This is a genomic window from Paenibacillus sp. OK076 (assembly GCF_900110055.1).
GTDB lineage: Bacteria > Bacillota > Bacilli > Paenibacillales > Paenibacillaceae > Paenibacillus.
Window position 1 is genome coordinate 3,845,957 of sequence record NZ_FOCH01000001.1, and the last position, 20,486, is coordinate 3,866,442.

Annotated in this window: 19 protein-coding genes; 3 read left to right on the forward strand and 16 right to left on the reverse strand. The window is 48.3% G+C overall.

All coding sequences use genetic code 11. The annotated features are described in order from the left end of the window. The first annotated feature begins 605 nt into the window (after nt 1-605). Nucleotides 606-1,850, forward strand: a complete 1,245-nt coding sequence (locus tag BMY78_RS17095; protein ID WP_090901002.1) for a DNA polymerase IV — start codon at nt 606-608, stop codon at nt 1,848-1,850. Beyond that, entirely contained in the window at nt 1,847-2,188 is a 342-nt protein-coding gene (locus tag BMY78_RS17100; protein WP_090901005.1) for a YolD-like family protein, read from the forward strand. Before BMY78_RS17095 ends, BMY78_RS17100 begins: the two co-directional genes overlap by 4 nt. Before the next feature lie 247 nt (nt 2,189-2,435). Here the strand turns inward: BMY78_RS17100 and glsA are convergent, their stop codons facing one another. The 9 genes from glsA to BMY78_RS17145 form a co-directional block, all read right to left on the reverse strand. Then, on the reverse strand, nt 2,436-3,377 hold the full coding sequence (gene glsA / locus BMY78_RS17105) for a glutaminase A (RefSeq protein WP_090901009.1): 942 nt from the start codon (nt 3,375-3,377) through the stop codon (nt 2,436-2,438). Between the two features lie 114 nt (nt 3,378-3,491). Next, nucleotides 3,492-3,974, reverse strand: a complete 483-nt coding sequence (locus tag BMY78_RS17110; RefSeq protein ID WP_177185756.1) for a GNAT family N-acetyltransferase — start codon at nt 3,972-3,974, stop codon at nt 3,492-3,494. Between the two features lie 203 nt (nt 3,975-4,177). Beyond that, a complete protein-coding gene (locus tag BMY78_RS17115) occupies nt 4,178-5,470 on the reverse strand; it encodes an L-lactate MFS transporter (RefSeq protein ID WP_177185757.1) in 1,293 nt (430 codons plus the stop codon). A gap of 120 nt (nt 5,471-5,590) precedes the next feature. Beyond that, nucleotides 5,591-6,403 (reverse strand): LytR/AlgR family response regulator transcription factor, encoded by an 813-nt coding sequence (locus BMY78_RS17120; protein ID WP_090901014.1) that lies wholly within the window; start codon nt 6,401-6,403, stop codon nt 5,591-5,593. 10 nt (nt 6,404-6,413) lie between these two features. Further along, nucleotides 6,414-8,066, reverse strand: a complete 1,653-nt coding sequence (locus BMY78_RS17125) for a sensor histidine kinase (RefSeq protein WP_090902551.1) — start codon at nt 8,064-8,066, stop codon at nt 6,414-6,416. Between the two features lie 1,053 nt (nt 8,067-9,119). Continuing rightward, the gene (locus BMY78_RS17130) at nt 9,120-9,407 is read right to left on the reverse strand and encodes a stage VI sporulation protein F (protein ID WP_090901017.1); all 288 of its coding nucleotides are present in this window, start codon (nt 9,405-9,407) and stop codon (nt 9,120-9,122) included. A 114-nt stretch (nt 9,408-9,521) separates the two neighbouring features. Continuing rightward, complete coding sequence (gene recG / locus BMY78_RS17135) at nt 9,522-11,567, reverse strand: ATP-dependent DNA helicase RecG (RefSeq protein ID WP_090901020.1); 2,046 nt, start codon at nt 11,565-11,567, stop codon at nt 9,522-9,524. Nucleotides 11,568-11,577: 10 nt separating this feature from the next. Then, nucleotides 11,578-12,441 carry a DegV family protein gene (locus tag BMY78_RS17140; protein WP_090901023.1) on the reverse strand — a complete coding sequence of 288 codons (864 nt, stop codon included), beginning with the start codon at nt 12,439-12,441 and terminating at the stop codon, nt 11,578-11,580. Between the two features lie 76 nt (nt 12,442-12,517). Further along, nucleotides 12,518-14,326, reverse strand: coding sequence for a DAK2 domain-containing protein (locus BMY78_RS17145; RefSeq protein ID WP_090901026.1), 1,809 nt, complete (start codon nt 14,324-14,326; stop codon nt 12,518-12,520). 643 nt (nt 14,327-14,969) lie between these two features. Between BMY78_RS17145 and rpmB the strand changes: the two genes are divergently transcribed. Further along, complete coding sequence (gene rpmB / locus BMY78_RS17150; protein ID WP_024631107.1) at nt 14,970-15,158, forward strand: 50S ribosomal protein L28; 189 nt, start codon at nt 14,970-14,972, stop codon at nt 15,156-15,158. Here the strand turns inward: rpmB and BMY78_RS17155 are convergent, their stop codons facing one another. The 7 genes from BMY78_RS17155 to BMY78_RS17185 form a co-directional block, all read right to left on the reverse strand. After that, nucleotides 15,159-15,353 carry a hypothetical protein gene (locus tag BMY78_RS17155; RefSeq protein ID WP_064636619.1) on the reverse strand — a complete coding sequence of 65 codons (195 nt, stop codon included), beginning with the start codon at nt 15,351-15,353 and terminating at the stop codon, nt 15,159-15,161. It lies immediately after the preceding gene. 1 nt (nt 15,354) lies between these two features. After that, nucleotides 15,355-15,435 carry a stage V sporulation protein SpoVM gene (gene spoVM / locus BMY78_RS17160; protein ID WP_019424875.1) on the reverse strand — a complete coding sequence of 27 codons (81 nt, stop codon included), beginning with the start codon at nt 15,433-15,435 and terminating at the stop codon, nt 15,355-15,357. 167 nt (nt 15,436-15,602) lie between these two features. Then, a complete protein-coding gene (locus BMY78_RS17165; protein WP_090901029.1) occupies nt 15,603-15,854 on the reverse strand; it encodes a hypothetical protein in 252 nt (83 codons plus the stop codon). A gap of 2 nt (nt 15,855-15,856) precedes the next feature. Further along, the gene (gene rpe / locus BMY78_RS17170) at nt 15,857-16,516 is read right to left on the reverse strand and encodes a ribulose-phosphate 3-epimerase (protein ID WP_053784310.1); all 660 of its coding nucleotides are present in this window, start codon (nt 16,514-16,516) and stop codon (nt 15,857-15,859) included. 1 nt (nt 16,517) lies between these two features. Beyond that, nucleotides 16,518-17,435: a ribosome small subunit-dependent GTPase A gene (rsgA, locus tag BMY78_RS17175; RefSeq protein ID WP_090901032.1), complete on the reverse strand. Its 918-nt coding sequence runs from the start codon at nt 17,433-17,435 to the stop codon at nt 16,518-16,520. 63 nt (nt 17,436-17,498) lie between these two features. Further along, nucleotides 17,499-19,709, reverse strand: coding sequence for a Stk1 family PASTA domain-containing Ser/Thr kinase (pknB, locus tag BMY78_RS17180; RefSeq protein ID WP_090901035.1), 2,211 nt, complete (start codon nt 19,707-19,709; stop codon nt 17,499-17,501). Next, nucleotides 19,706-20,482 carry a Stp1/IreP family PP2C-type Ser/Thr phosphatase gene (locus tag BMY78_RS17185; protein ID WP_090901037.1) on the reverse strand — a complete coding sequence of 259 codons (777 nt, stop codon included), beginning with the start codon at nt 20,480-20,482 and terminating at the stop codon, nt 19,706-19,708. Before BMY78_RS17185 ends, pknB begins: the two co-directional genes overlap by 4 nt. Nucleotides 20,483-20,486: the final 4 nt, after the last annotated feature.

Consider the following 20,486-nt stretch of genomic DNA (forward strand, 5'->3'; position numbering starts at 1 on the left):
CATGGACACGAATATATGCCACTTTAACCGTCCGTTTGAGGTTCTTCCAGGCCTGCACATCTCTACCCGTTATTGTTATATGCAACGCGGATTGCGAGATCTGTTTCCGCTTGAACGCTTACCCCATTAAACGCTAATGATATTTTAAAGTTGCGGACATTTTTACAGTATTAACCATAAAGATTACAAAATTGATACTATAGTCCGATAACGTATCCTTGAAAACCCGCGCCCTATCAAGGTTTTCTGAAAAGTGCAGAAAATGAAAAAAGGACATCAGTCCCCCCCTATAGGACTGTGCCCATCTATATTACTTTTACACAAAGCCCAATGAACACCCGGTCATCACCCGGAAGTCACGGATCTCTTACATGAAATGTAAAAAAATACATCTTATTTCCTAAATTTTGACTCTATTAGGTCCATCCAATATTTGTGTCCAAATTGCAAAATAATTCCGGTTGCCGCATCTGACATTGTCGGATATGCTTATAAAACAGGAACACTTGTTCCGTACTGTAAATAAACTGTAAAATAACGTTGACTGAATGAAACCCATCACTGCACAGAAGCAGCCGAATCATGAATAAAAGGAGAGAAGTACTATGCCCCGCAAAGACGGACGTGTCATTATGCTGGCCGATTGCCAGTCATTTTATGCCAGTGTGGAGAAGTCTGCACATCCTGAATACAGAGACCGTCCGCTTGTTGTTGCGGGAGATCCTGCACGCCGTTCAGGCATTATTCTGGCCGCCTGCCCACTCGCCAAGTCCTATGGAATTACTACTGCAGAACGACTGGGTGAAGCTCTTGCCAAATGTCCTGATGTGGTCGTCATTCGTCCCCGGATGGCCGAATATATTCGTGTTTCCCTACACATTACCCGTATCCTTCAGTCCTATACCGATCTGGTTGAACCATATAGCATTGACGAACAGTTTCTGGATGTCACCGGAAGTTTGGATCTGTTCGGCAGTCCCGAAACGATTGCCCGCAGCATTCAGGACAGGGTCATGGAAGAGACTGGCGTCTATATCCGCGTTGGCATCAGCGACACCAAGGTAGTCAGCAAAATGGCCTGTGACCTGTATGCCAAAAAAGTCCCAGGAGGCATCTACACACTGCCCCGCAAGGACATGCAGAAAACGTTGTGGAATAAACCTGTTCGAGACATGTTTATGGTCGGTTCCCGGATGGGCCAGCATCTCTACAAGATGGGGATTCATACGATCGGTGATCTGGCGCAGACTCCCTTGTCCCGGCTGAGAGAGCGTTGGGGTGTCAATGGTGAGGTACTGTGGCGTATTGCCCGCGGAATCGATGATTCTCCGGTAAAACCCGGGACATATGCCCACCAGCAGCAGGGCATTGGACATCAGATGACATTGCCTCGGGACTATGAATCGTGGGAAGACATCAAAGTGGTACTGCTTGAACTGGCGGAGCTGGTCAGCCGGCGTTCCCGGGACAAATCGCTCATGGGCCATGTCGTCTCTGTAGGATGTCGGGGGCAGGATTACGATCGTCCAACCGGCTTCTCCCGCCAGATGAAGGTGAATGAACCTACCAACATCACGGATGAAGTATACGATGCGGCAGCAGCTCTGTTTCTGCGCCATTGGGACGGATTACCCATTCGCCGCATCAGCGTGTCATTGACCGGACTCGTGCCCGATTCCGAAGTACAACTGTCCTGGTTCGATGACCGTGAACGCAAAAGAGAACTGGAACGCGCCACAGATGACATCAAGCGCAAGTTCGGAGAAACCGCGATCATGCGGGCCTCCTCGCTCTGCTCGTCCGCACAGGCACAGGACCGTTCTCATAAAATTGGAGGTCACTATAAATGAGTAAAAAATTGCAGCAAAACGGGATTTTTGAGTCGTCACGCATGATGCTTCCCGAACACCGGGAAGCCTACATCATTCATCAGGAGCAACTTGCTCCCCGTACCCGTCCATCCCTGGATGCCCAGGCAGCGGAAGAAATGTCCCGTTTACTTAGTAACTCCATGCTGCTTGGGGACGCAGTCACCATCAGCCTGTTCCATGAACATGATGATATCCGTTTTACCGGACAGGTGCTTCGACTGGACTCCCCTGCCCGCACTCTCAGACTGTTAACGGAGACCGGGACCCGTGAAATTCAGATGAATCTGATTACGGATGTGGTGCTCGCAAATGAATGATGCGAGCCAAAGCCCCAGGCGAATGCACGTGATATAAAGGGAGCATCCCGAATTCACCCCAGCGTGCGGGTATACCGGAATAGAAGCAGCATGGCTGTTGCCATGCAGGACCGTTTTCCTACACGTTCTGAACCAAGACTGAAGCAGCCGACAAACTGCATTCCTATCAGACCATTTCGTTCCAAAGAAGCAAAAGGACGAAATGGCGATTCATCGGCCACTCAGGAGGGTAAGGGGATTTCCTAGTTTAGAACAAACTCCAGTCAAATTCATTGGAAAGACGCTCAAGCAGATGCACGCCTGCAATGCTGTTTCCTTTCCGATTCAGAGCCGGACCTACAAGCCCGATGCCAAACTGGCCTGGAACCAGAGTCAGAATTCCACCAGACACTCCACTCTTGGCAGGCAACCCGACCTGAATTGCAAATTCGCCTGATGCATTATACATACCACAGGTAGTCATGAACGTTTTGGCGATCTGCACATAACGACGAGGAATAAGCTCATTCCCGGTGATCGGATCTGTCCCGTCATAAGCAAGCACCAGTGCCATACGGGCCAGGTCCGCACAAGTCACCTCGATGGAGCAATGGCGGAAATAGACGGCAAGCACATCTTCGACATCATCCTTGAGCACACCATTGTGCTTCAGAAAATAACCAAGCGAGCGGTTCAGATGGCCTGTCTCCGATTCGGACCGATACACCGCCTCGTTATAGCCCAGCCGATCATTATTGGCCAGCTTGCGGAAAAATTCCAAAATGCGCCGTGACTTCTCCTCTTTGCAATCCCCGGCAATCAGGGACGATACCGTAATCGCACCCGCATTGATCAATGGATTAAACGGAATGCCCGGTTCGACCAGTTCGAGCTTGATCATGGAATCATAATCATCCCCGGTAGGTTCTTTTCCTACATTAAAGAAGACCGCTTCCTCCCCATGATCCATCAGGGCCAGAATGAGTGTAAATACCTTGGAGATACTTTGCATCGTAAACGGGACACCACAGTCTCCGGCTGACACATGATTGCCTTCGGCGTTCATGATATGTATACCTAGTTCGTCCTGTGAGGCCTTGAACAATTCGGGAATATAAGAAGCCACTTTCCCCTGTCCAGTGTGCAGACGGCTGGTCTCCAGCCATTCCGGCAGCAACTGGTTCAGACGTTCCATCGCAGCATTGCTCATCTCCATCTCCTCCAAATCTCTGTATGAGCATTTCACACGCCTCCGAATGATAAGTTCCCATCGAAGTGATGCAAAATGCCCGGTATGGTATGTATTACCCGCAAGCCTGATCCCTTACCGCTTCACCTGAAGATTCAGCTCCAGAATTTCGCCAGGTAACCCATGATAATCCCCAACCCATGTGGATACAAAGTTCTGTCTGAGCAATATTCGACGTGATGCCGCATTGGATGGATCGATAACCGCATAGAGTACACCAATTCCCGCCGCCTGTGCCTGAATAATCAGCCGAGCTGCGATGGAAGTCCCGTGTCCTTTCCCCCAATACTCCGGCAGAATCATGTAACCCATTTCCGCCCGGGACGGATCGGCTTCATCCGGGATCAGTTTGGCGTAGGCCATTCCTACCCCATCTTCACCAGATATTCGATAATAGCCACAATTGTTGCCGAGATTATAATTCAGCATGGATTCAAATTCCGCCGTAGCTTCATGCTCAGGCAGAGCCCGTTCGGTAATCTGCTGCATGACTTCAATATTGGACACAAGAGCATAATAATCAGCAAAATCAGATGGTGCATATTTCAAGAAATTCATGACGAACATACCTCCTCCAAATGGCTAACAAGGACTTGCTCTTTTTATTTCACCTAGAGTATACCAGAAGCAAAGTATGCATTGCACACAACCGCTTCTTGTACAGAAGTCTCCATTCCTCTGAGGTTGAGCTGATACCAAAAAGCGGCCTCCGTAGAGACCGCCAGCTTGCTTTTTAAAAATAGAACTTCATCCCACTACGATCAGCTTGCCCGGGATGAAGGGTTAAGATTCATCTGCTGTTCACGTTGACGTGTACGACGTCCTTGACCCGGAGGCGTAATAATCAACGCCAGCAAAAGCGAGACGGCACACAGTACAGCGATCACAATAAAGGTAAGATGGAATCCGCCCAGCAGGGCGCTGATAAACGATCCAGCCAAGGCACCCAATCCAAATCCCTGATAGATCACGCCGTAGTTTTTGCTCTGATTTTTCAGTCCAAAGTAATCTGCCACAATTGCCGGGAAGACCGTGATATTCCCACCAAAGCAGAATGCGATAGCGGCCACACAGGCGAAGAAGATGCCAAAGCTCAGCGGTACCAGACTCAGCGTCATTACGGCAACAGCCGTAACCAGCAGTGCTCCGGCAATAACTTTCATCCGTCCTACTTTATCTGACAGCGCGCCCAGAATGATACGTCCGGCGGTGTTAAAGATGGCAACCATCGCCACCGCATTGGCAGCTGTAGCCACATTAAGACCTGCCAACTGCACACCGATGTCTTTCACAATACCGATCAGATACAGTCCACTCATACATGCCGTGAAGAAAATAACGAACAGCATATAAGCTTCTTTTGTACGCAGCATTTCTTTGACCGTATAATCATGACGTGTTACTTGTTGCTTCCCACCGTCTGTGCTGCTTGCTGCCGGAGCTTGTTCACGAACAACCGCTTCACGGATCAGGAACGAGCCACCTACAATCAATACCAATACAATAATGCCCCAGTACATAAAAGCTTGAGCAGGACCAACAGCACCGATTAATGCCGAGTTCACATATTTGAACAACAGACTGCCCGTACCAAAGGCCCCGACCGAAATACCTGAGATCAGACCTTTTCGCTCAGGGAACCATTTGATCAGGTTGGACAAGGAAGTGATGTACGCCGTACCATCCGCGAATCCAACCACAAATCCGGCCAGAATATAGAGCAGTGTCAACGAACTCACTTGAGAACTGAGCACGAGTCCCAGACCAAGCACCACACCCGCTACCCGAATCAGACGACGAAGTCCCCATCGTTCTTGCAGTCGGCCGGCAAACAGTGTGGCAAATGCCAAAGCAAAGCTGGTAATCGAAAAAGTTATCGCGACCGAGCTGACGTCCCATCCGAAACGATCAGACAACGGTTGATTAAATAAACTCCAGGTGTAGATGGTTCCGAGACCCATTTGTACAATAATAGTTCCCAGTACAATAAGCCAGCGGTTCATTTTCATAGTTGTAGATGCTGAATTAGGTGCGGATGAAATAGCTGCTTTCATCGTGATCTCCCCTTTGCCGATGTCATATATATGAATGCGTTCACAAGCTAATCATACATGAAAGGGGATTCATTACACCGATTTGAGCATGAGTTGCATCAGATGCGGAATGAAATGCCTCTAGATGCGCATGAGCTGCCTGAATTCTTTGACTTTACCCCGGCTAACAGGTACTTCAGCCTCCAGATCACGCAAACGAAGCAGGTACGTATTGTTAAACCAGGGCACAATTTCACGAATTTGAGACAAATTCACCACGTAAGAGCGATGGCAGCGGAAAAAGGTTTCCTGCGGTAATCGGCCGTGAAAATCCGAGATGCTGACCGGCATCGTAAACTCACCGTTTTTGGTATACACCTTCGTTACTTTTTCTTGTGCTTCTGCATAATAAATATCGGCGGTATCTGTCACAATAATATTGTCATTGCGCAACAGGTTAATGCGTCGTTCCGTCTGAGTATTGGATTCCCGCGCCTGCATATGTGATGCAGACCATTCATCGTTGGCTTGAGCCGTATTGTGAGCCTGTCCATCGTCGCTGCCACGTTCACGTTCGTCCTGCTCATGATCCCGTTTGAATGCCGTTTCGAGTTTTTGCAGCATCGCGGCAATTCGTTTCTCATCATAGGGCTTCAGAATATAGTCAAACGCCTCCAGCTCAAACGCTTCAGCCGCATGTTCCTTGTACGCCGTTGTAAATACGATATAGGGCTTGCTCGCAAACTTCCCAATATGATGTGCCAGCATCATGCCATCCAGCGAAGGGATATTAATATCGAGAAAAATAACGTCGACTTCCTGCTCCTGCAAAAACTTCAGCACATCCAGTCCATCTTCCAGACAATCTATCACTTCAATCTGGCTATGTTCCTGTATCAAGTAATTCAGTTCCTCACTGGCCGGAATTTCATCTTCAACAATAAGGGCTCTCATCGACCGTTCATCACCTTGTTACTACATCTCCTTTGGGTACATCAAATAAAATATCGGTTCCTTGCTCCAGCCGAGTAATCGTTAACCCTTGTCCATAAATGAGCTTCACCCGCCGATGCACGTTGTACAACCCGATCTGGTTGGCTGGCATACGGTCATGGTATACACGCTCAATAATGTCGGCTCCAATGCCTGCTCCTGTATCACTGACCCCAATTCGCACAAAGTCAGGATAGTCCTGTACCCGAATCCGTACGGTTCCGGGTCCTTTTACCTTGAGAATACCGTGAATAATGGCATTTTCCACAAGCGGCTGAATGACCAGACTTGGAATATGCACAGCCACCTCATCAATATCATAAATCACGTTAAGCCTGCTGCCGAAGCGCGCCTTCTCGATCTCCACATAATTGCGGACCTGCTCCAACTCCTTATGAATATCAATAAGCTCATCCGACAGCTCCAGATTATAACGCATATATCCAGACAGATTCACAATCAGCTCACGCGCCCGATCCGGCTTAGTTCGAATCGATGAGGCAATGGCGTTCAGCGCATTAAATAGAAAATGAGGATGAATCGTGGTCTGCAATGCACGCAGCTCCGCTTTATTGGCGGCAGCCTTGATCTCCTCCACACGTGATACTTCCATCTGAGTGGAAATAATCTGGGACAAACCCACAGCCATCGTTTGCAACGGATACGTAATCTTGTACGCTTTACGGTAATAGATTTTCAGGGCACCCGTCACTTCGCCTCGCTCTTTGAGCGGAATAATGAGCAGGGAGTGAATATCCGGCGTTTTTTCGTCAATGACATCATTGCTGATCGTAATCTCTCCACTGGAGATTGTCTTCTTCGTCATCTCACTAATAATTTCATTACCGATGTGATATCGTTCCTCACCAAATCCCACATAAGCCAGTACATTTCGCGTATCCGTAATGGCAACCGCATCCGCCTGAATATCCTCTTGAATAATCCGGCAGATCGTACGCAGAGAGTCTTCATCAATGGAACGGAAGTACGGCAAGGTCTTGTTCGCAATCTCTAGCGCCAGCTTGGCCTGACGAGCTGCAATCATTTCCTTTTCCCCTTCCACACTCTGCACCAGCAGCACGATCAGTCCAATATTCACCTCACCCAATATCATCGGCAGCGCAATCTTCGAGACAATATCGGCACCCAGAGGATCGGGATAGGAATACAGCAGGATAAGCAGCATCGTAAGCGCCTCACAGATCATTCCCGCCGCAATACCGATCATCCAGCGCTTCGACTTAGGCGTATACTTATGTATATACCCGGAGACCAGACCTGCCAGAATACTCGTGATCAGGCACGGGATCGCCGTAACTCCATCCATATCGATTAAATACCGATGCACCCCGGACACAATCCCGGTAATGATGCCCACAGGCCCCCCGAACAGAATACCGCCAGACATGACAGCAATAATGCGCACATTCACCAGCGAGCCTTCCACATTAATACCGGTATAGGTACCGAAGATGGCAAATCCACAGAATAACAACGTAACAGCAATGTACTCCTGCCATCTCAATTTTCCCTTTTGCAAAATCTGTCTAAACCGCGGTATCCTCGACAGAAAGAATAAAAATATAATCAGCAGTGCCGCCCGTTCAAACAACCCCAGCAGCATCGTAAACATCTCTGTCAATCTGACTTCCTCCACATCCGTCAAAAATAAACGCCCCTTATCGCAGCAGCGTTTTCCTCACTTTGAAATCCATGTATGCTCGTATGCAACAGTTTACCGCTCCAATAGGAGGAAAGCAAAGTCAATCCTGTGAAAATAAGATACACAAGGAAGTAGACGAAAGTTGCTAACCTATTGAACAGACAATACGGAATTCATTTTGCTCCAAACCTTTCTCTTCCCTGCCAACAAAGCTTCACTTTCCTACACATAAAACTCCACTTCCAGAAATCCACTGTGTTATAATTAATTGGAACATTATGCTAATTGGTTCAAGATAATTTATTTAAGAAAGGTGTATTTTAATGTATGTAATGCTACTCGTAGGTTCACTTCTGCTGTTTAGTGGTTTGTGGTTCATCATTTACTTTATCTCGAAACGTACCCAAAACCCTAATCGCTCGTCTGCTCATGTGCTGAGAGTGATTTTAAGTATTTCGATCCTCGTACTAATCGTCGAAAACTACATATATGCAACCGTACCTTCTAATGCCATTTTAATTTTAGTATTTATTGCATCTTTAATAGCTACGAGTCCTTTTTTTGTTAAGAACAAAGAGTGATAGGACGACACTGAAGGATCTTCCCAAGCACAAAGCATCCGAATTCTCTATCTCACGAATAGCATCACTCCGTTAAGTTAGCATAATCGCTTTTTCAAATATCATTAAATACTTGTCCTTGAATCAAACAATCAAAAAGGCGGTTCATAAGTCATCTCCCTGACTTATGAACCGCCCATCCACTATAATTACTTCATACACATTCGATGTAATTTGGTTTTTATAAAATGAACTTCCAGTTACACAGTAACGGAGAGTGCAGAACCAATCTGGAGAAGCGAAGCGCTCGCCTTTATCACCGGATTTTACCCTTTCAAAGGGTAATTCAAAAAAATCCGGGGATAACAGCGATCGGAAGATGGTACTGCACTCGGAGTGACCACGTGTAACACCCTGTAGTTCATTTTATACCACCCAACATTCCATCGAATCCCTACCTGAACATGCCCCACAGCTTAATCAAATGAAACGTATTGTTCGGATCGATCTTCTGCGCGAGAACAAAAGCAACAAATTGTTCCTCCTGAGCCGCAGAAAAATTCTCGTTCAAAATGACCGCTGACGACTTGACCAGTCTTCTTACTTTTGCCTTATCCTGCAAATCAGACTTGGTGACCCCATCTATCAACTTTTTGATACGCTCTTTGACAGCGGGATTTTTCATTTTCGTTTTGATCCGCTCCACCAGCTGCGGACTGATTCCATATTGTTGGTAACCCAAAACGTACAGCACCTCCTGAATAATGAACTCACTTCTTATTCATATGACAGGAGGGCTTGTACACTTGACATTTTCCCACGGAAAATGTGGAAAACTACATATCCACAGCCCCGATTAATCGATCAGATCACCCTGGAATACTTGCTGCTGCTGTAAAAAGTCACGTAAAGGAGCGTAGTCAACAGACGTCCAGAAGCTCGCATCCGCAATCAGGCTGGACACATCATCTCGCGCCTGCTCCAATACGGCAAAATCCGCAACCATGTCGGCAAGACGGAACTCCGGTAATCCACTTTGCTTGGTGCCAAAGAAATCGCCCGGTCCCCGCAGATCCAGATCTCGACGGGATACTTCGAATCCATCTTCGGTTTCCGTCATGACCTTCATGCGCTCCTGCCCAACCTCTGTCTTGGGATCAGCAATGAGCACACAATAAGATGCATGAGCACCCCGCCCGACCCGACCACGAAGCTGATGCAGCTGTGACAAACCGAAGCGATCCGCATCCATAATAACCATCAATGTAGCGTTGGGTACATCGACACCGACCTCCACAACCGTTGTGGAGACCAGAAGCTGAATTTCGTTGCTGTAGAATTCACGCATCATCTCTTCCTTCTCGCCAGCCGTCATCCGTCCATGCAGCAGACCTACACGGTACTTCGGAAAGTTCTGCTGCATCTGGATATGCAGGTCAATCGCATTCTGTACATCCAGCTTCTCCGACTCTTCAATGAGCGGGCAGATCAGATAGGCCTGACGTCCCTGGTCCACTTCTCGCGAAATAAAACCAAGAACCCGGTCCATCATGTCATGCTTGACCCAGTACGTCGAGATTGGAATCCGTCCCTTTGGACGTTCCGAGATGGTGGATACCTCAATATCACCAAAAGCCGTAATCGCCAGTGTTCGCGGTATCGGCGTCGCCGTCATCGTTAACACATCCGGGTTATACCCTTTACGCCGCAAAATGCTGCGCTGGTTTACACCGAAGCGATGCTGTTCATCCGTAACGACAAGACCCAGATCGCGGAAAAATACATCCTCCTGGATCAGAGCGTGTGTACCCACAACGATATCGATCATGCCCATCTGCAAGGATGCAATCAGATCTTTGCGCTTGCGTCCATTCACACTGCCCGTTAACAGCCCCACAGTTACGCCAAAAGGTTCAAACAGCTTTTGCAGTGAGCGCATATGCTGTTCTGCCAGAATCTCCGTAGGCACCATCAGTGCCCCCTGAAAACCGGAACGAACGGTTGTATACAGCGCAATCGCTGCAATAACCGTTTTACCTGAGCCTACATCTCCCTGCAGCAATCGATTCATCGAATACGGTGAACGCATATCATGCAGAATTTCAAGCTCTACCTTCTTCTGCGCATCCGTGAGTTCAAATGGCAGACTGCGAACAAACTCGCGAATCGTCGTATTATCCGTTGTGTGCACTACACCATCCATACGATCCCGGTTCAATGCACGATATGCCTGCATCTTGAGTTGAAACAAAAATAACTCCTCATACACCATCCGCTGTCTGGCCTGCTGGCCTTCCCGGTTATCCTGCGGACGGTGAATCCCGGCAATCGCCTGTTTGCGAGGCATGAATCCATATTTCTTCATGAGGGAGTGAGGCAGAATTTCAGGGATCATTTCCCCGAATTGGACTAACCCCTGATTAATCGTTTTACGCATCCAGGACTGCGTAATCTTGCCGGTTACGGAATACACAGGCTGCAGCGTTCCCGATCGTCCTTCCCCTTTATCCGGAAATTCCGAGTCCGTTACGGTCATCTGCATACGTTTTTGTTCCCATTTCCCCGTAATAACAATCTCTCGATTGGGCGTAAGCTGCTCCTTCAGAAAATGCCGATTGAACCAGGTGGCTGAGATCATCCATTCTTCCGTCATCACCTTACAGGTAAGGCGTGACTTTTTGCCATAACGCTGCAACACCGGGATGCCCATCACTTTACCCTGTACCGTAATTTTATCCCCGTCCTTCACTTCACTGAGCGAACGCAGCCGATAATCCTCATAACGGAACGGATAATATTCAAGCAGGTCTTTTACAGTAGAGATGCCAAAGGCGTGAAGCTCTCCCTCTTTGAGAGCACTCACGCCGCTAATTTGTTTTACGGATATTTCTTCCCATTTCATGTCTAATCCCTCATTCCGGAACAGGCCACATAAAGATGGCAACTACGCCTGGCCCAACATGGCTGCCAATGACGGCCCCAATATTGGTATATACCACTTCATTCAGTGTAAAATGCCCGCGTAATTGCTCTGCACAAGCGATCGCTGATCCGGGGTCTGCGGTATGACCTACCGCCAGATTAACACGTTGACCCGCCAGATCCTGCTGAAACAGCTCAATAATGCGTGCCATGGCTTTTTTGTGACCTCTGACTTTCTCCACTGCGTAAATAACGCCTTCCTCATCAATGGACAAGATCGGTTTAATATTCAGCAGTGTTCCTAAGATGGCCGCAGCCTTGCCAATCCGACCGCCTTTCTGTAAATACTCCAATGTATCTACGAGAAAGAACAGCTTGCGGCTCTGCTGCATGGCGGCTACAGCCGCAGCGATCTCCGCAGCGGACTTGCCTTGTTCGGCAAGCTCGGCAGCCTGTACGACCATTAAACCATATCCATAGGATGCAGACTTCGAATCCAGTACCGTTATATCCTCTTCACGTTCCAGCAACGATTTGCCAAGCAGAGCCGATTGATAGGTACCACTCATGCCGGAAGACAAATGAATCGATACAATGGGCCGCTCCGGGTCCTCATCCAACAATGTGTTATAGATATTCATAAAATCAGTGGGAGAAGGCTGTGAGGTTGTAGGCAGCACGGATACCTTCTCCAATTTTGCATAGAACTGTTCCGAAGTCAGATCAACGCCGTCTGCATAAGCTTCTTCCCCGAACAAAACACGCAGCGGAACAACATGAATCCCGTATTTACGGATCAGTTCTTCCGGTATATCTGCCGTGCTATCGGTTACGATCGCAACCTTGTGGCTCATCAGATCCCTCCTCTTTGCTTTAGTGCTATTAGTGCATGTTCAAAAAGTTAACTGGGGACATTTTGAACAACCTCTATTAGGACTCTACAGAGAACAAATAATAATAAACCGGCTGTCCTCCAAGATGCACCTCTACCTCAGCATCAGGATATTGTTCTTCAAGCCATGCGACAAGCGCAGCGGTAATCTCAGGGGTAGCCTCGTCCCCTTCAAGGATCGTCACCACTTCATCTCCGCTTTCCATCATCTGTTGCAGCAGGCCTTCACATGCATGCAGCATGCTCTCGTCCGTTGCCACGATCTTGGAATTGTGGATACCGATGTAGTGTCCCGCTTTGATATCAAGCTCGTCATATTGTGTATCTCTGACCGCATGAGTCACTTGACCGGACTGTACCCGGCTAATTGCCTCAAGCATATGGTCACGATTGGTTTCCGCAGATTCATCCTCCTGGAAAGCAAAAGCCGCTGCCATGCCCTGAGGGATCGTCTTGCTCGGAATCACAATAATTCGACGTTCATCTTCCAGCAGCTCCCGGGCCTGCTCGGCAGCAAGCACAATATTGGAGTTGTTCGGCAAAATAAAAACCTGTTCTGCCGCGATCGAACGCACCGCTTTCACAAAATCCTCGGTGCTCGGATTCATCGTTTGTCCACCAGACAGAACGACATCCACGCCAAGACTTTGGAAAATCTCCGCAATGCCTTCACCGGAAGATACCGCGATGAAACCATATGGTGCCATCTCGTCTGCTGGGAGCACGGCTTTTTCCACACTGCGCGCCGCTTCAGGTGGAATCTCTGCGAACAGCTCAGGCGAAGGCGCAATGTCCATGCCTGCAGTCAGCAGATCACGATGCTGCTCACGCATATTGAGAATGTGAATTTGTGTGATTTCTCCATAACGGAGAGCCAGGTTTAATACATCCCCAGGTGTCTTGGAATGCACGTGAACCTTAATCACTTCATCGTCAGCAATAATAATGATGGAATCCCCGTTAACTGACAACGCTTTCCGGAATGCTTCGTCATCAAATGTAACACCTGCGTTCTCTCCAAGCTCGCGGTTAATAAAGAACTCCATGTCATACAGGAACTCAATATCTTCCGTTTCCAGGCGCGCCTGGGCAGACATTGGCATCTCCGGTACAATTACCTGCTGTGCAGACTTCGCAGAAACCACTTCTGACGGTGCAGCCGGTTTCAATGCAGATGCCGCTACGGTTGGTTGTACGTCTCTCTGGAAGGATGTACGGCTCGCCCCGTCCGTTTGCAACAGAACGTCCATGAAGCCTTCGTAAATATATACAAGCCCCTGACCACCTGAGTCCACAACACCAACCTGTTTCAATACAGGCAGCAATTCCGGAGTCATTGCCAGTGCTTCTTTTGCTTTTAACAATACTTCATTCATTAATTCAGTTATATCATTCGTCCGTCTTGCGTAGTAATTGGCATGTTTCGCCGCTTCCTTGGCTACGGTAAGAATGGTCCCTTCAACGGGTTTCACTACGGCTTTATAAGCTGCGTCCACACCGTTCTGCAGGGCTGCTGCGAACTGGAGTGTATTCAGTTCCTCGTAAGGAGCAGCTGAACGACTGAATCCGCGGAACAATTGCGATAATATTACTCCGGAATTCCCCCGTGCGCCCATTAGCAGGCCTTTTGATAAAATACCGGCAGCTTCTCCGATGGAGGCAGAACTCTTGCGTTTAATCTCTGCGACTCCTGCACTCATTGTCAAATTCATGTTCGTTCCCGTGTCGCCATCCGGCACAGGGAAAACATTCAGGGAATTGACGTGCTCTGCATGCTGTCCAAGTTGTTCCGCTCCGGCAAGTACCATTGCGGTGAAATCTGTTCCATTTAAAGAACGTATACTCAAGTGAGAATTCCCCTTCCTAGCTTGATACACGAACATCTTGCACCAAGATGTTATCTGGTCTGTTCATGCGCAAACGCTTATCGCGTTATTCTTCGTCCATACCTTGTCCGGCACAGGCATATCATACAACATGTCAGCCGGATTAACGGTCTGGGCGGCCGGGCAACCGATATCCTGCAATTACTCTGTAACCCCTAATTCGGGGCATACGGATATGCACCGGTATCAAGAGCCGGCATGAATGCCGCATGGAGACTGGTGCCAATGATGGAATGCCGCAGCTCACAGCGTTGCCAAAAAAGCAGACCACCGACCCTTTAAGGCCGGTTTTTTCTCCGGCTTCCCCGCGGCAACAGCCTGTTCACCGCTGTATTATGGACTATTCAACATTGTACTATATTAGACAGGAGAAATAAATAAAGTTTTTGGATCAGTTGACGAAGCTTTTTTCAATATGATATTATATTCAAGTATTGTTTTATGCAGGTTTAGTAATGGAAATGATCCGGCTATGCCGGCTTGAACAACGCCATTAGCTACTGGAACCTGACCATTGCGGTCAGGAAGAACAATTTAGCCCGTCTGGAATGGCATTCGTGTCTCCTTAGGGCAACTGGTTATTTTAGGATAGGAGGTGTAATCTATGTCTCGCAAATGTTATGTGACAGGTAAGAAACCGGGCACCGGTAACCACGTATCCCACGCTAACAACCGTAACCGTCGTTCTTGGGGCGTAAACGTTCAGAAGGTCCGCATTCTCGTGAACGGTAAACCAAAACGTGTATACGTAAGCACCCGTGCACTGAAAGCCGGTAAAGTGACTCGCGTATAATCACGCAAAGCTACTATAAATCGGGTAAGCAAAAAGCACCTTGTTCCTTGCAGGTGCTTTTTTGGTATTCAGAAATAAAATCATGAATACACACATCAGCATGTGAATGGCCGCCGCATGGCGCTTCGCAGGTCCGAATTCCAGATGATCCTGAAGCCATAGCGGCGGTATTCGCCAATGGAACCTTTTAATCATGTCAGTTCTTTTGAAACGTATTAAGAATCGCCTTTACAAAGCCTCCCAAAAACTTCGGCAGTTTGAATGTGTAAAATTTCATACTTCACCCTCCCCATCATGCTCATGCATCCGCCGTATCCTATGCTCCAGGCCTTCCTTGCCTTAAACACGACAAAAAAGGCTACATGAGAAACCTGCTCATGTAACCATATTTATGCGGAACCCTTTGTCCCTATTCCACAATGACGAGCCTGGTTATCAGGTCATTTAGGTTTGGGTAGGGATATATTGATAGACAGCGATCATGAATACACTCAATAAGTAATACAGTATGCTGAATATCACAAAAGTAACCCGAAGTCCTGTACGGTCAAATTTGCGGAAGTACATAATGACAACACCAACCCCGATCAATGACGTAATCGCATTGTAAGGGGATTGAATGACCGCAAACATAGCAAGCACCAGTCCCGTAACGAGACTTGCACCCATTGTCCACAGCGTCTCCTTGAGGTTCATGCTCAGCCTCCGTAGCTACTGCGAATTTCGGCAATCGCCGCTGCGCGATCTTCACGTCCAAATACAGCACTTCCTGCAACGAGCACATCCGCTCCAGCTTCAACCACAAGCGGAGCTGTGTCGGCAGCAATACCGCCATCCACTTCAATATGCACGTCATGGCGTCCTTTTTCGTTCAGCCAGCTACGAATTTGCTTGATTTTATTCATGGTGCCTGAGATGAAGGCCTGTCCACCAAAACCGGGATTTACGGTCATGACAAGCACCATATCCACATCGTCCAGCACTTCCTGAATTGCACTTGCCGGAGTTCCCGGATTAAGAGCAACCCCTGCCTTCACTCCCTGTTCCTTGATCAGATGAATAACCCGGTGCAGATGCACACAAGCCTCGGCATGAACCGTAATAACAGCTGCGCCAGCTTTCGCAAATTCCTCCACATAACGCTCTGGGTTCTCAATCATCAAATGCACATCAAGCGGCAAACTTGTATGTGGAGCGATCGCTTTTACAATCGCAGGTCCAAGCGTAATATTAGGGACGAAATGACCGTCCATGACATCAACATGAATCCAGTCTCCGCCAGCAGCTTGGGCTTCCGCCACTTCCGCGCCGAGACGGGCAAAATCCGCAGATAAAATAGATGGGGCAATTTTAATCATATTAATACCTCCGCTTTTTGTCTTTCATTTCTGTAAGGAATTGTTCGTAATGCTGATAACGGCTTTCGGAGATCATTCCCTCCGCCTTGGCTGCAAGCACCCGGCAACCTGGTTCGTGCGTATGGGTACAGCCTCGGAACTTACACTGATCCGCATATTGAGCGAACTCCCGGAAACAAGTAGATAACTCCTCCACACCAATCTCCAGGAAGTCCAGTTGGCTGAATCCCGGCGTATCGGCGACAAAGCCACCATTATCCAGCGGTATGAGCTCCACGTGCCTGGTGGTGTGTTTCCCTCGGCCCAGGCGCATGCTGATTGCACTGGTCTCCAGGGTTAGACCTGGCATCAATGCATTCAGCATCGAAGATTTACCTACACCGGATTGCCCGGAGAATACGCTAATCTTGCCGGCAAGACGTTCCTTGAGCAGTTCATTACCTTCACCAGTTCGTGAACTCGTAGAGATAACTTCATATCCAATTTGCTCGTACAAAGCCTTTACTTCAGCCACTGTATCACGGGCATCGTTTTCTGGATCAGCCAGGTCCTGCTTCGTGAGCACAATTAGTGCATCCAGTCCGGCTTGTTCGATATGTACCAGGAATTTATCCAGCAGATTGAGATTCATATCCGGTTCCTTAACGGAAAATAACAGAACAGCCAGACTTACATTGGCTACAGGTGGACGAATTAACTCCGTCTCACGTTTGCGAATTTCATCTACTGTTCCTTCCCCGTTCTCTGTCAGCATATAGCTGACACGGTCACCCACAAGCGGTGAGGTACCCCGTTTTCTGAAGATGCCTCTGGCCCGGCATTGAACGGCGGAGCCTTCAACCGAAGGCACCCCGCTGTCTTCCAGTGGCATGACATAATAGTAACCGCTTAGCGCTTTAACGATGATACCTTCTGGCATAGCTCCGTCGCCCTCCTTTTAATTTACAGTACATTTACCCTGAACGTCGGCAATAAGCCGTCCTTATGGACGGCTTGATGCGTTAACGACTTCCTTTTTCTTGTTATCTTTGCCTTTGGAGGGACCCTTATCCTTATTCATCGCAGAAGTATCTCCCTCTTCGTTGTCCACTTCACCATCCACAGGTGTATCAGGCTCACCTTCCTGTTGTGTATCTACAGTGCCCTCATCACCACCACCGCCTTGATCAGGCTCCTCCGTTGTTGGAGGCGGCTCTGCACCCTTCTCGGGCTCAATGGTAGGCACAACTACCGTTCCATTTTTGGCATCAATATAGGACACCAGGTACGTATCCAGGAATTGGCCATCCCGATAGACAGAGACAACACCATCGACGTTTGGAGCCAGAACAAGCGGAATTGTCAGCGTTTGGGCAGACTTGATGCTCCGGGTTCCCCATTCCTGACTTTTGCCACGAGCATCCTCGAAAGTAATTCGAATTTTGCTGCTCTTTCCTACTTCTTTTGGCGAAACGTTAATGTTATAGGGGTAGTTCAATGCCTCAGGCGGATATCCAGTACTAATGAAAATGGTGATTTTATCACCAGGATTCACCTCTGCACCAGCTTCCACAGGCCATTGCTGTGTCACTTTGCCTTCATCTACGGTGTAGCTCGACTCTTCCTGAACCTGAGCAAGAATTAAGCCGGCGGTTTGGAGCTTTTTCTCAGCCTCGCTTCGCGTGAGATTTTTCAAGTCCGGCATTTTTATCGTTTCGGATCCTTTGCTCACGGTCAGAACAATCTGAACCTCTGCCGGATCGTATTCTACATTCACCCCAGGAGTTTGGGATAGAACCGTCCCCGCAGATTTATCATTTGAATATTCATCCTTACGCTGAATCTGATCCTCTTTGATATCCAGGCTGGTAAGTTGTTTGACCGCTTCATCATATGAAAGGTCTTTGAGATCAATCATCTTCAACAACTCTTTTTCCGCGCCAACACTCAGCTGGACCTCAGAGCCTTCTTTGACCACGTCGCCTTCATTTCGGGTCTGGTCAAATACAATACCTGGTTCCACATCCTCCTTGTACTCCCGGATGACAGTATCACTGACCACAAGCCCTTGATCCTGCAACATTTGACGAGCCTTCTCCTCGGTTTGGCCAATGACATTGGGTACAGTCACATCTGGCACAACAAGCATGCCTTTCACGTACCACACAACTCCAACCATCGCGATAAGAATAAGCACGGTCAACGAGATCAACAACGCTGGCTTTTTCCAGTTCTTTGTTTTGGGTTTGCCCTTGTTGTTATCTTGGTCAGACTCCATCACGGGTATAGCACCTGTGGATGTAACTCCACGCGGCTCCGGCTTGATCGCCGGCATAACACGGGTCTGATCGATATCATCCTCATCCGGAAAATCAATCTTCGTTTCATTACGTCTTTCCGGCATCAGGCAGGTTTCCAGATCCGTCTGCATTTCTTTAGCGGATTGGTAACGCTCCTGCGGATTTTTGCGCATGGATTTCAGAATAACGTTCTCTACGCTTTGCGGGATAAGCGGATTGAATTTGCGAGGTTCATCAAACTCTTCCTGCAAATGCTTCAAAGCAACGCTAATCGGACTCTCTCCCAGGAACGGAAGCTGCCCAGTCAGCATTTGATAGAGTACAATACCAAGGGAATATAAGTCCGACTTCTCGCCAGTCACGATGCCTTTGGCATGCTCAGGTGAGAAGTAATGTACGGAACCAACTACGGAGCCGGTCTGTGTAATCGTTGTGGACGTAACCGCACGGGCAATCCCGAAATCCGTTACTTTCACACGGCCATTACGACCAATCAATATATTATGTGGTTTGATATCCCGATGAATGATCTGATTATGATGTGCATGATCGAGGGCATCTGCAATCTGGGAGGCGATCCGAACCGCTTCGTCCACCTGCAGAGGCGCCCGCTCTTTAATAATTTCATTCAGGTTTTTACCTTCGACATATTCCATGACAATATAATGAACGTCATCTTCCTGCCCCACATCGTAGATACTGACCACGTTAGGATGGGAGAGAGATGCTGCAGACTGCGCTTCCCTGCGGAAACGGCGAATAAACTCTTCGTCATGCACAAATTGCTGCCTTAACACTTTGATGGCAACGTTCCGGTTGAGCAACAGATCCTGGGCCTTGTACACAAGAGCCATGCCGCCACCGCCGACACGCTCGATCACTTCATAGCGTCCGCCTAGCTGGTGCCCAATCATGACTCACACCCCGTTTCCGATGTCACGGAACCTTCCTTTTGCAGTTCGAATAATGCCACCGTGATATTGTCATCTCCTCCAGCAAGCAAAGCCAGCTGAAGCAAGCGATCCGCCCGATCTTCCAATGCCAGTTCCAGATTACCTGCGACCTGAATGATCTGCTCATTGCTGACCAGATTACTAAGCCCGTCACTGCACAGGAGAAGAACTTCGCCTTCTTCCAGCTTGACAGTATCCAGATCCACCTTCACTTCAGCGTCTGTCCCAAGTGCACGTGTCAGCACATTGCGTCGCGGATGATGAGAGACATCTTCTTTGCTGATCTGACCATTTTTGAACAATTCATTGACCAGCGTATGGTCCTCGGTCAACTGGATCACATGTTTGTTTGCAATCTTGTATGCTCTGCTGTCACCGATGTGACCAATAACGCCTTCCGTATCATTCAATAAGGCCGCAACCACGGTGGTTCCCATGTTGTGGTAATTATCATCCGAGGATGCAGTGCGGAAGATCACTTCGTTGGCATGCAAAATAGCATCGCTGAGTGCGGCTGACAAAGACGCATGTGAAAGACCCGGCTCAAGCGTTCCCAGATCCTGCACCAACGTCTCTACCGCCAGGCGGCTCGCTGTATCTCCTGCAAGATGTCCGCCCATACCATCGGCAACAATACCCAGAATATAACCTGTATCAAGATTTCGAATCCAGGCTGAATCTTCATTCACCGAACGCACCCGTCCGATATGGCTCACATGAACTGTTTTGATCAAAACG